Genomic DNA, 12,145 nt, shown 5'->3' with positions numbered 1-12,145 from the left:
ACGAGTTTGGGACGCGGGATTGATTGGCCTATTGCTGGTGTGAGGAGCAGCGCTCCAAGGAGTATAGTTAATAGTTTCTTTAGATGTTGCATATGAATGATAGGGTGTGAGAATTGATTATGTCCTGACTACAGAAGGCTTATGCTGTGGGTGGACCGCGGAATGAGTTGAAGGGAAGGTTTGGGGCCGGATATGGGGCTGGTTGTGGCCGGGCTATTTGAGAAATGAGGATATAGGCGGGTGGTTGGGGTTGAAAGGGCGGGTCGGTTTTATGGAGGGGTGAGGGGCAGCAGAACCGTTTGTCAACGCTGAGGTGGGCGGGGGATTGTAGGTTCTTACTGTTGGCGCCGGACGACTTGTAGACGAAGTTATTGGCGATGCGGTAGTACTGATAGTTGAACTGGCCCGCGAAAAAGAAGCAATAGCCGCAGAGCAGCAGCAGCCGGAGGGCTGTTTTTTATTGATTGGGGGGGCCTTGTCATGGAGGCGCTAAGGTAGGGAGTATTTTGGAGATTGCGGCCGAATAAGGCTTAAGGGATTTCTTGTCCCAGCTTAGCTGCCATGGGCGGGCGAGTAGGCCTGTTGTGGGATCTCTTTTTGCAGGAATTCTTTGAGGCGATGGACCGGACGGGAGATCTCGTCTGCGGGCGTGCAGAGGAAGGAGTGGACGGCGGGGAGTGGTGGCAGGCCCGAAGATTTTGGGATGGCCTTCAGGGTTGGGGGCATGCCGATGCTGGTGCGGGCGCTGATACCGATGCCGGCGGATATGGCTGCCCATGCGGCCTGCAGGCTGGAGGTCGCGAAGGCTATGCGCCAGGGTGTTCCGGCGGTAGTAAGGGCGGCGGAGATGGACTGCCGTATTTTGCATTCGGGTCCGAGGACGACGAGGGGAAGGGGGATTTGCCTGTGGTGTAGCCCGGAGCGCCGACCCATTGCAGTGGGTGGGTTTTTAGGGTGACGGTATTGAAGGCATGGTTCTTTTCTTTTGCGAGGTAGACGATGATGTCGAGTTTTCTTTTGGTCAGTCCTTCCTGGAGTGAATTGCTGGAGTCGACTTTCAGGTCGAGGATGATATCGGGGTGGTGCTGGATGAACCGGTATACCGAGGCTGTGAGAGGGGAGTCGACGAAGTCGGGTTGTATGCCCATGCGGATCTTTCCTTTTAGTCTTGTTTCTTTTAGGGTCAGGAGTATTTCGTCGTTGAGGCGGAGCAGTTGTCTTGCGTGGCTGAGGAGGATCTCGCCGTGGTGGGTGAGGAGGCGTTGTTTGCCTTTTCGTTCGAATAGGGTTTGGCCGGTCTGTTCTTCGAGTCTTTTCATCTGCATGCTGATCGCGGACTGCGAGAGGTGGACTTTTTCGGCGGCTTTGTTGAAGCCGTTGAGGTCGACGATGGAAAGGAATGTCCGGAGGACGTCGAGGCTGAGGTGTTCCATACTTCAATAAAATTGAATGATTATATCAAATATATGAATTTGTGTGAAGCTGGTGCCGGGCTTAGTTTTGGGTGGCAAATATTTACCAATGGACAGAAGAAAGTTTTTGGTTTTCGGCGCCTCTGTGGTTGGCGCGACGGGGTTGGCGGAGTTAGTGCCGGGGAGGAGTTCTGTGAAGGTGATCCTGTTCGATGCTTTTCCAGTCTATGATCCGGGGGTGTGGCGGTAATGGCGGAGCGGTTGTTTCCGGGTAAGGGCGCACAGTTGATGGAGGCGTGGCGGACGAGGCAATTCGAGTATACGTGGCTGAGGAATATCGCGGGGAACTATGTTGATTTTTTTCTGTTAGTTCCGACGCTCTGGATTATGCGATGGAGATGCTGGGATTGCCTGTTGCGCAGAAGGGTGCGTTGATGGAGGGGTTTTTAGACTATCGGTTTGGCCGGATGTTCCGGCCGCGTTGAAGGAGTTGACTGCGGCGGGTTACCGGCTTGGGTTCCTGTCGAATTTTACGCCGCGGATGTTGAAGGAGAATGTGGACCGTTGTGGTCTTGGCGGGTATTTTTCGCATTTGCTGAGTGTGGATGGAGTTCGGTCGTATAAGCCTGATCCGCGGGCTTACCGGATGGGGATGGATGCGTTTGGTGTGAGGAAGGAGGAGGTGTTGTTTGTTGCTTCTGCGGGTTGGGATGCGTGCGGGGCGAGCCAGTTTGGGTATAAGACTTATTGGGTGAACAGATTTCATGTGCCGGGTGAACGATTGGGGGCATCGTCGTATGGGGTGGGAAAGGATCTAAATGATCTGGTGAGGTATCTATGATTTTTTGGCGTGCCCTTTGTATCTTTGCGGTGATGCGACTGTCTGCATTCATATTAAATCTGCTGATGGCAATGATGATCCTGGTGCCCTGCCGGGACCATAAGGTGCTGGGTATGAGTAAGGCCCGGTTCCAGCAGGTGGAGTCCGCGACGCCGGGTGGCGGGCAGGCAGATGACGACTGCTCGCCGCTGTGTACGTGTTCGTGCTGCGCTTCGGTATCGTCGGTGGTGGAGTTGGCGACGATTGTGGATGTTGCGCCGGTTGTGGTGTCTAAGAAATTTCCTCTCTGTATAACTCCTGAATACGAGGCAGATCGTTCTGCCGTATGGCAACCGCCACGGATAGGTTAGTCCTTTTTTTGTTGTTCCCAATGCTGTATCGGTGTGTCCGATACAGGTCGGGTATTTTTTACCTATCAATTTACCTATGATTTCAAAGATCATACGGTTATCGGTGCGTAATAAGCCGGTGACCGGTCTGCTGCTATTGTTGTTCATAGCAGCCGGACTATATTCTTTTTTCCGGCTGAGCGTGGATGCGCTGCCGGATGTGACCAACAACCAGGTGCAGGTGATCACGAACTCTCCCTCGCTGGCGACACAGGAGGTGGAGCAGTTTGTGACGACGCCGCTGGAGATGGAGTTCAAGTCCTTACAGGGGCTGACGGAGCTGCGAAGCATTAGCCGCAGTGGGTTGTCGGTGATCACCATCGTCTTCAAAGACAATATGCCGGTGACGACGATCCGGCAGTGGGTGGCGGAGAAGCTGAAGGCCGCGGAAGAGAAGATCCCGCGGGATTATGGGGTGCCGGGTATGGTGCCACCGACGACGGGGTTGGGAGAAATCTTCCAGTATGTGCTCGTACCCCAAAAGGGATACGAGGATAAATACAATGCGATGGAGTTGAGGACGGTCCAGGACTGGATCGTGAAGCGGCAGTTGTTGGGTACGCCGGGGGTAGTGGACGTCAGCAGTTACGGCGGGCAGTTGAAGCAGTACGAGGTGAGCGTGCGGCCGGACCGGCTGGCGGCGATGAACCTGACGATGCTGGATGTCTTTGCCGCGCTGCAGAAGAACAACGCGAATACGGGCGCCGGTTATATCGACAAGGGACCCAATGTATATTTTATCCGGGGTGAGGGGATGATAGAAAACCTGGACGATATCCGGAACATTGTCGTTCGTAATACGGGCGGCATTCCGGTGCTGGTACGGGATATTGCGGCGGTGCAGCTGGGATCGGCACCGCGATTTGGGGCGATGACGCGTAATGGTCAGGGTGAGACGGTAGGCGCCGTTGTGTTGATGCAGAAAGGAGAGAACGCGGTGCGGGTGATCCATCAGGTGAAGGAGCGGATGGCTACCATTGAAAGGAGTCTTCCGGCCGGACTGAAGATCGACGTGTTCATCGACCGAACCAGGCTGATCGACCGGACGATCGCGACGGTGAGCCGCAACCTATTGGAAGGGGCGATGATCGTGGTCTTCGTGCTGGTGCTGTTCCTGGGGAATTTCCGGGCGGGGCTGATCGTGGCGAGCGTGATCCCGCTGTCGATGTTGTTTGCCGTGTGCATGATGAATCTGTTCGGGGTGAGCGCCAACCTGATGAGTATGGGTGCGCTGGACTTCGGGCTCATCGTGGATGGGGCGGTGATCATCGTGGAAAGTCTGTTGCACCGGCTGCACGAGGAATTTAAAGGCATGACGCTTACCCGGACTGAGATGGACGAGGAGGTCATGACCGGCAGCAGCAAGATCATGTCGAGTGCCGCTGTTGGGCAGATCATCATCCTCATTGTCTATATCCCCATCTTTGCGCTGACAGGCATCGAGGGGAAGATGTTCAAACCCATGGCCGGGACCGTGAGCTTTGCGATCATCGGCGCGTTGTTATTGTCCATCACCTATGTACCATTGATGTCGAGCCTGTTGCTGAACCGGAAGGTGAAGGCAAAGGAGACGCTGACCGACAGGGCGATGAGCCGGATGCAGGGCGTCTACCGGCCGTTGCTGACCTGGGTGTTGCGGAGGCGACTGGTTGTGCTGGCGACGGCGGGAGCATTGCTGACGGGAGCGATATTGCTCTTTCGGACATTGGGCGGTGAGTTCATCCCCGAGCTGGACGAGGGTGATTTTGCCACGAATTTCATCATCCGACAGGGCAGCAGCCTGCCGCAATCGGTGAATGTGGCGACGCAGCTGGAGAAGATCGCGCGGGGTTTTCCCGAGGTGAAGGATATAGTCGGAAAGATCGGGACGAGTGAAGTGCCTACGGACCCGATGCCGATGGAAAGCGGGGATATGATCATCGTGTTGAAGGACCGCAAGGACTGGGTGACGGCCCATGACCGGGAGGAACTTGCCGCCAAAATGCGGGAAAAGATGTCGGCGATCCCGGGCGTGATCCTGTCATTCGAGCAGCCGATACAGATGCGGTTCAACGAGCTGGTAGCTGGAGTAAAGAGCGATATAGCCATCAAATTATTCGGGAGTGATCCCACGACACTGTTTGCAAAGGCGATTGAGGCTGCGGCGTTGATCCATGGTGTAAAGGGGCTTGAGGCTGTGAAGGTGGAGCAAACGGTTGGTCTTCCCCAAATGCTGGTAAAATACCGCCGGGAGAAGATCGCGCAGTATGGGTTGTCTATTGCCGACGTGAATGCGGTGCTGAATACGGCTTATGCGGGCGGTTATGCGGGTACTGTCTATGAGGGGGAACGGCGCTTTGACCTGGTGGTGCGGATCCCCGGGGATTCCAATACGGATCCTGCTCAGTTGCGTAGTCTGTTGATCCCGACGCAGGGGGCACGCAGGTGCCGCTGAGCGAGCTGGCGGACGTGAATTTTTCTACTAGCCCGGCGCAGATCAGCCGGGAGGATGCGGAGCGCCGGATCGTGATCGAGGCGAATGTCCGGGGCCGGGATGTGGAGAGCGTGGTTGGAGATATTCAGCGGGTGCTGGGGCAGCGGTTGTCGTTGCCGGAAGGGTATTATATCCGATATGGTGGTCAGTTTCAGAATTTGCAGGAGGCAAAGGGGCGGTTGCAGGTAGCGGTGCCGGTGGCGCTGTTGCTGATCTTTTTCCTGCTGTTCGTGACGTTCAGGTCGGTGAAGGATGCGCTGATCATTTTTTCGGCGATCCCTCTGGCGGCGGTGGGTGGTATCGCTGCGCTTTGGCTTCGCGCGATGAATTTCAGTATCTCGGCGGGCATCGGATTTATTGCCTTGTTCGGCGTGGCGGTGTTGAACGGTATCGTGTTGATCAGTTATTATAACCGCCTGCGCGACGAAGGAGAGGTGGACGTGTTGGGTCGGGTCATCAAGGGTAGTATCGCCAGGTTGCGGCCGGTACTGGCGACGGCTTCGGTGGCTTCACTGGGTTTTTTCCCGATGGCGCTGAGTACGAGCGCCGGGGCTGAGGTGCAGAAGCCGCTGGCGACGGTGGTGATCGGCGGGCTGGTTTCATCGACGCTGCTGACGCTGCTGGTGCTGCCGGTCCTGTATAGTTGGTTTTACGTTGGGAGGCGTGTGAAGCCGGTGGTGGTAGTTCTAGTGTCGTTGGTGGTTGGTGGGATCGGGAAGGCTTCGGCGCAGGCGCCGTTGTCGCTGGATTCGGCGTTGTCGCGGGCCTATACCCGGCATCCGGTGATGCGCCAGGGCGACCAGCTGGTGCGACAGCAGCAGGCGCTGCTGGGAACGGCGACGGTGTTCGATCCACTGACTATCAACAGTTCGGTTGGACAGATCAACAGCAGTGATTTTGACTATTACGTGGGGGTGTCGCAGTCCTTCAAACTGCCGGGCGCGTACAGGGCGGAACGGGGGTTATTGCAACAGAACGTGAAGGTGGCGGAGGCGGCGCGGGCGGTGACCCGTGGGGAATTGACGCGGAATGTCAGGGCTGCGTATTCGAACTGGGCGTATGCGTGGCAGCGTTATCGTCTATTGTTGTCGCTGGATAGTGCGTGGCGGGATTTTCAGCAGGTGGCGGACAGGCGTTACGCAGCGGGGGAAACGGGGGTGCTGGAAAAGACCAATGCAAGGACGCAGGGGGCGGAGGTGCGGTTGCAGATGAGGCAGGCGCGGGCGGATATAGCGGCTTTCGCGGCTGGCCTGCGGCAGTGGATGCCGGGTACGGATAGTTTGGGGGTGCCGGAAGGATTCGAGCCCTTGCCGGCGTTGAACACTTCTGATTCGGTGTTGTCTGGGGACCATCCGTTGTTGAGGTATGCCCGTCAGCAGGTGGAGGTGAATGCCGCTGCGGTTCGCGTCGAGAAGGCGAGGGGGATGCCGTCGTTTTCCATCGGTGCGGCTACGCAGAGCCTGGACCGGGTGAGTCCTTACAATATCGTGACGGTGGGGGCTTCCATTCCTTTGTTCAACTATGGGGTGAAGGCCAGAGTGAAGGCGGCGGAGATAGGACGGCAAGTGGCGGAGACCGGCGTGGAAAAGGCGGGGCTGGAGGTGGAGGCGGCGTACCGGCAGTGGTGGGAGCAGTATGCGCGTGCCGAGGGGCAGCTCGACTATTACCGGCAGGAGGGTCTGCGGTATGCTTCATTGATCCTGTCGGCAGCGGCTAAGGGTTACCGCGCGGGCAATATCGGGTATGTGGAGTATGTACAGAATGTGCGGGAGGCCGCTGTTATCCGGGAGGGATATTTGAGGACGGTAAATGAATACAATCAGGCGGTGATTCAGATCGACTATTTTTTGAACAGATAAATGCTATTGAAATGAGACCATTTTATGTATTGATCTTATTGTGTCTGGCGGCTTGCGGGGGGCGCGGTGGTACGAAGAAGCAAGAAGATAGTGCGGCGGTTGCCGTGCCGGCAGTTGCTGTGGCTGCCCCGGCGTCGTCTCCGGTGGAGATCAGGCTGACGGAGGCGCAGGTAAAGGCGATTGGCTTGCAGGTGGGTGGGCTGGAAAAGCGAAATCTGCGGACGTCGCTGAAGGTGAATGGCAAGCTCGTATTGCCGCCGCAGAACCAGGCGCAGGTGAGCAGTTTGGTTGGCGGAATCGTTCGTAGTATCCGTGTGAAGGACGGGGATTTTGTTCAGGCGGGGCAGGTGCTGGCGACCCTGCAGAACAACGAGGTGGTGCAGTGGCAGCAGGACTATCTGGAGAACAGGTCGCAGCTGCGGTATCTCGAGGCGGAGTATGCGAGGCAGAAGAGTCTGCGTGCGGATAGCATCAATTCTGAGAAGACGCTGCAGCAGGTGGAGAATGAGCTGGGGGTGGCGAGGGCGCGTCAAACGGGCATCCGCACCCGACTATCGGGCGTGGGTATCCGGACGGAGGGGCTGGTACCGGAAGCGGTGAGGGGAGAGGTCGGACTGGTGGCGCCGATCGAGGGGTATATCCATCACGTGAACGTGACGATGGGGAAGTATGCGGATGCGAATGCGGCGTTGTTCGATATCGTAGACAACCGGGCGCTGCATCTGGACCTGACCGTATTCGAGAAGGACGTGCATAAACTGGCGGTGGGGCAGAAGGTGTTGTTTACGGATGCGAACGACCCGCTGCACGATCACCCTGCTACGGTGTATAGCCTGGACAAGGCTTTTCAGGATAATCAGCAGGCGATCATTGCGCATGCGCGTATTACCGGGCATACGGAGACGTTGTTGCCGGGGATGTATGTGGAAGCGCGGATCCAGGTGGATAAGTACGAAGCGTTGGCGCTGCCTGATGCGGCGGTGGTGAGCAGCGGGGACGAACATTTTATTTATCTGGAGACGGCGCCGCGGGTATACCGGCAGGTGGCGGTGAGGACGGGGGCTTCGGATCTGGGTTATACGGAGGTGGTGGCGTTGTCGGAGTTGCCGCAGGTGGTGCGGATCGTGACGAAGGGGGCGTATTATTTGTTGTCGGAGGTGACGAAGGGGAGTGGTGGGGAATAGGTGGCGCTTGCCGGAGCGAGAATTTTGCAATATTTTCCCATAATTATATAACAGTGGTTCCGGGAAAGTGTATAGCTTTGGGGAAGGAACCATGAAAAAGGTTTTCGTCTCCATATTAGCGATTCTTTACCTGTCGACCTCGATGGGGGCTACGGTGCACCTGCATTATTGCATGGGGCGTCTGGTGGCCTGGGGGTTGATGGACAAGGAGAGTAGGGATTGCGTTTCCTGCGGGATGTCCAAGTCGGAGGCAATGCCTGGCTGCTCGGTGGGCATGAAGAATTGCTGCCACGACGAGCATATGCATTTTCAGAATGACCCGGCGCAAAAGCTGGTACAGAGCTGGGTGGAGTGGAACCTGGCGCCGGCGCTGGTGGTAATGCCTTATCAGGGATGGAATGAGCCGGTGGTGATCGCGCCCGCGATCGACAGGCCGGTGGCCCATGGGCCGCCTTTATCGGGAAAGGTTCCCGTGTTCCTTCGCAATTGTAGTTTTCGGATCTGATCCCTTTCTTGTTGCCTGACGTCCTTGTCGGGCTTTTGTCGTTTGCGGTCTCCCGCGGGCGATTGTTACCTTTTGTATTTATTTTTTCCAATGCATCCGGAGGTAAAAAGTGATAAGCCGGGGAAGTGCCCCAGGTGTGGGATGGCGCTGGTGAAGAAAGCAGGGCCTGCGCCGGCGGGGAAGAAAGGGTCAGGGGGTAAAAAGGATTCGGCGTCGATGAAAGGAATGAAAATGTAATTCAGCCAGTATGGTGCAAAGATTAATTGAATGGTCGCTGCGCAACCGGGTGGTGGTGTTGCTGGCGGCGGCGGGTCTGCTGGGCTGGGGTATTTACTCGGTCCGGCAGAACCCTATCGATGCGATCCCGGACTTGTCCGAGAACCAGGTGATCGTGTTTACGGAGTGGCAGGGGCGCAGTCCGCAGATCATCGAGGACCAGGTGACGTATCCGCTGGTGAGCAATCTACAGGGGATACCGAGGGTGAAGAATGTTAGGGGGACGTCGATGTTCGGGATGAGTTTCGTGTATATCATTTTTGACGACAATGCGGATGTATACTGGGCCCGGAGCCGGGTGCTGGAACGATTGAGCTATGCACAGCGATTGCTGCCGGCGGACGTGGTACCCACGCTGGGGCCGGACGGGACAGGAGTGGGACATGTGTTCTGGTATACGCTGGACGCAAAGGGAATGGACCTGGGAGAGCAGCGGGCTTTGCAGGACTGGTATGTGAAGCTGGCGTTGCAGACGGTGCCGGGGGTGGCGGAGGTAGCCAGTTTTGGCGGTTTTGAGAAGCAGTATCAGCTGGTAGTGGATCCGGTGAAGCTGCAATACTATGGGTTTTCGATGGGAGATGTTGCGCGGGCGGTGCGTGCAGGGAATAATGACGTGGGTGGGCGGAAGATGGATATGGGAGATGCCTCGTATATCATCCGCGGACTTGGGTATGTGAAGGATCGGGCGGACCTGGAGAATATCGCGGTGGGTAACAACAAGGGTATCCCGGTGCGGGTGAAGGATATTGCCGTTGTGCAGATGGGCGGGGACCTGAGACTGGGGATATTCGACGAGAACGGCCGGGGGAAGCGGTTGGGGGAATAGTGGTGATGCGGTACGGAGAGAATGCGGACAGGGTAATCGGGGCGGTGAAGAAAAAGATGGCTGATGTGCAACGGGGTCTGCCGGCGGGTGTGGATTTTAAGATAGCCTATGACAGGAGCGAACTCATCGGGGGTGCGATCGGCAATGTGAAGGGCAAGCTGATAGAGGAGATGGTGATCGTGTCGCTGATCGTGCTGTTGTTCCTGCTGGACTGGAGGAGTGCGCTGAGTATTATCATCCAGATACCAATAACGATCGCGGCGAGTTTTATCCTGCTGAATGCGTTTGGGTTGTCATCGAATATCATGTCGCTGACCGGGATTGCGCTGGCGATAGGGGTGATCGTGGACAATGGGATCATTATGTCGGAGAATGCGTACAGGCATCTGGCGGAGGAGCAGGCGTTGCTGGTGGCGTCAGCGGGAGGGGCGGCGGGTAGAGCGGTGGAGGCAGCGGTCGCGGGATCGTGGGGGACGCGGGGGCCGCGGCTGGCGGAGGAAACGAGGATGGAGCTGATCCGGAAGGCCTGTATCCAGGTGTCGAGGGGGGTGTTCTTTTCGACGGTGATCATCATCGCGTCTTTTTACCGGTGTTCCTGCTGACGGGTCAGGAGGGGAAACTGTTTCACCCGCTGGCCTATACGAAGACGTTCATCCTGGCGGTGGATGCGGTGCTGGTGGTGACGCTGGCGCCGGTGCTGATCTCGCTGTTCATGCGGGGACGTTTTCGCGGTGAGGGCGCCAACCCCGTGAACCGGTTGCTGGAGCGGTTATATGAGTGGGTGATCCGGGGTTGTATCCGCTGGCGTTGGGCGACGCTCGGGGTCAATGTGATGGCGCTGGCAGTGTGTGTGCCGCTGGTGCTGAGTCTGGGGCGGGAGTTCATGCCGCCGCTGGACGAGGGGTCGGTCCTGTTCATGCCGGTGACGCTGCCGGATGTCTCGAATGCAGAGATAAAAAGACTGTTGCAGGTGCAGGATAGGATCATTGCGTCTTCGCCGGAGGTTGCGAATGTATTGGGAAAGGCGGGACGAGCTAGTACGGCGACTGATAATTCCCCTATCAATATGGTGGAGACGATCGTGCTGCTGAAGCCGAAGGCGCAGTGGCGGCCGGGCGTGACAAAGGATAGCATTATCCGGGATCTGAATGCGAAGCTGCAGATACCGGGGGTGACGAACGGATGGACGCAGCCGATCATCAACCGGATCAATATGCTATCCACGGGGATACGGACGGATGTGGGGGTAAAGGTGTACGGGCAGAACCTCGACACGATCGACGCGCTGTCGCAGCGGATACGGACCGCGCTGAACGGCATACCGGGTGTGAAGGATTTGTATGTGGAGCCGATCACGGGAGGGAAGTATATCGACATTTCGGTAAAGCGGGAGGAGATCGGGCGATATGGTCTCAGCGTGGATGACGTGAATGCGGTAGTGGAGGGAGCACTCGGCGGCATGAAGCTGACGACGACGGTGGAGGGGCGGCAGCGCTTCTCTGTGAATGCGCGGTACGGCCAGGACTTCCGGGGCAATCTGACGGCGCTGCGACGACTGCAGGTGGCGACGACGGGTGTCGGGCCGGTGCCGCTGGAGGCTGTGGCAGACATAAAAATCACGGAGGGCCCGCCGATGATCAATTCGGAGAATGCTGCTCTGCGTGGGACGGTGCTGTTCAATGTGCGGGAAAGGGATCTGGCAGGCACGGTGAAGGAGGCGCGGGAGCGACTGGATAAGTCGCTGACGGGCTTGCCCCGCGGGTATTATGTCGAATGGAGCGGGCAGTATGAGAACCTGATCCGGAGCGAGCGGACGCTGACGTGGATATTGCCGGTGGTGTTGCTGATCATTTTCGGGGCGATGTATTTTGCTTTTCATTCGGCTCGTGAGGCATTCTTCTCGCTGGTGTCGATCCTGTTTGCCCTGATCGGCGGGGCGATCATGGTCTATGTGTGGGGTGTAAATTTATCCGTGGCTGTTGCTGTCGGTTTTATCGCGCTGTTCGGGCTGGCGGTGGAGACGGGGATCGTAATGGTGATCTATCTGAACGATGCGATGGCGCGGCTGGTAGCCTTGAAAGGCAATTCCCGGGAGACGATCACGCGGGCAGACATGCGGGAGGCGGTGATCGCCGGGGCGGCCCGGAGGCTCCGTCCCAAGCTGATGACGGTGTCGGTGGCGTTGTTCGCGCTGGTGCCGATCCTGTGGAGTAACGGGGTTGGTAGTGACGTGATGAAACCGATCGTGTTGCCGATGGTAGGCGGGGTGCTGACTTCGGCCACGCATATTCTGCTGGTGACGCCGCTGATCTTTTTGATGACGAAGGAATACGAACTAAAAAAATATGGACGCATTCAGGTGCTGGATGCTAAACACTGA

At 57.3% G+C, this 12,145-nt stretch carries 10 protein-coding genes and 2 pseudogenes; 10 read left to right on the top strand and 2 right to left on the bottom strand.

Features of this window, described 5'->3' with window-relative positions; translation table 11 throughout:
• Positions 1-552: 552 nt before the first annotated feature.
• A complete protein-coding gene (locus ACQ86N_RS30005) occupies positions 553-849 on the bottom strand; it encodes a hypothetical protein (protein WP_431217658.1) in 297 nt (98 codons plus the stop codon).
• Complete coding sequence (locus ACQ86N_RS30000; RefSeq protein ID WP_431210251.1) at positions 807-1,433, bottom strand: LysR family transcriptional regulator; 627 nt, start codon at positions 1,431-1,433, stop codon at positions 807-809. The genes ACQ86N_RS30005 and ACQ86N_RS30000 overlap by 43 nt, the downstream gene beginning before the upstream one ends.
• 88 nt (positions 1,434-1,521) lie before the next feature.
• Between ACQ86N_RS30000 and ACQ86N_RS29995 the strand changes: the two genes are divergently transcribed.
• The 10 genes and pseudogenes from ACQ86N_RS29995 to ACQ86N_RS29950 all read left to right on the top strand — a co-directional run bounded on the left by ACQ86N_RS29995 (position 1,522) and on the right by ACQ86N_RS29950 (position 12,145).
• Entirely contained in the window at positions 1,522-1,662 is a 141-nt protein-coding gene (locus tag ACQ86N_RS29995; RefSeq protein ID WP_431210250.1) for a hypothetical protein, read from the top strand.
• A 156-nt stretch (positions 1,663-1,818) separates the two neighbouring features.
• Positions 1,819-2,253, top strand: a complete 435-nt coding sequence (locus tag ACQ86N_RS29990) for a haloacid dehalogenase type II (RefSeq protein WP_431217657.1) — start codon at positions 1,819-1,821, stop codon at positions 2,251-2,253.
• Between the two features lie 65 nt (positions 2,254-2,318).
• On the top strand, positions 2,319-2,603 hold the full coding sequence (locus ACQ86N_RS29985; protein ID WP_431210249.1) for a hypothetical protein: 285 nt from the start codon (positions 2,319-2,321) through the stop codon (positions 2,601-2,603).
• 76 nt (positions 2,604-2,679) lie between these two features.
• Positions 2,680-6,368: pseudogene (locus ACQ86N_RS29980) on the top strand (CusA/CzcA family heavy metal efflux RND transporter); the annotation flags it as partial.
• A gap of 9 nt (positions 6,369-6,377) precedes the next feature.
• A complete protein-coding gene (locus ACQ86N_RS29975) occupies positions 6,378-6,974 on the top strand; it encodes a TolC family protein (RefSeq protein ID WP_431217656.1) in 597 nt (198 codons plus the stop codon).
• An 11-nt stretch (positions 6,975-6,985) separates the two neighbouring features.
• Complete coding sequence (locus tag ACQ86N_RS29970) at positions 6,986-8,158, top strand: efflux RND transporter periplasmic adaptor subunit (protein ID WP_431210248.1); 1,173 nt, start codon at positions 6,986-6,988, stop codon at positions 8,156-8,158.
• A gap of 91 nt (positions 8,159-8,249) precedes the next feature.
• Positions 8,250-8,663 (top strand): HYC_CC_PP family protein, encoded by a 414-nt coding sequence (locus tag ACQ86N_RS29965; RefSeq protein ID WP_431210247.1) that lies wholly within the window; start codon positions 8,250-8,252, stop codon positions 8,661-8,663.
• A gap of 90 nt (positions 8,664-8,753) precedes the next feature.
• Positions 8,754-8,900 carry a heavy metal-binding domain-containing protein gene (locus tag ACQ86N_RS29960; RefSeq protein ID WP_431210246.1) on the top strand — a complete coding sequence of 49 codons (147 nt, stop codon included), beginning with the start codon at positions 8,754-8,756 and terminating at the stop codon, positions 8,898-8,900.
• A 10-nt stretch (positions 8,901-8,910) separates the two neighbouring features.
• Positions 8,911-9,765 (top strand): efflux RND transporter permease subunit, encoded by an 855-nt coding sequence (locus ACQ86N_RS29955; protein WP_431210245.1) that lies wholly within the window; start codon positions 8,911-8,913, stop codon positions 9,763-9,765.
• Between the two features lie 5 nt (positions 9,766-9,770).
• Positions 9,771-12,145 (top strand): annotated as a pseudogene (locus ACQ86N_RS29950) (efflux RND transporter permease subunit).

The organism is Puia sp. P3, assembly GCF_050632245.1.
GTDB lineage: Bacteria > Bacteroidota > Bacteroidia > Chitinophagales > Chitinophagaceae > Puia.
Note: the sequence above shows the minus strand (reverse complement) of the source record. Positions and strands in the feature narration are given on the sequence as shown.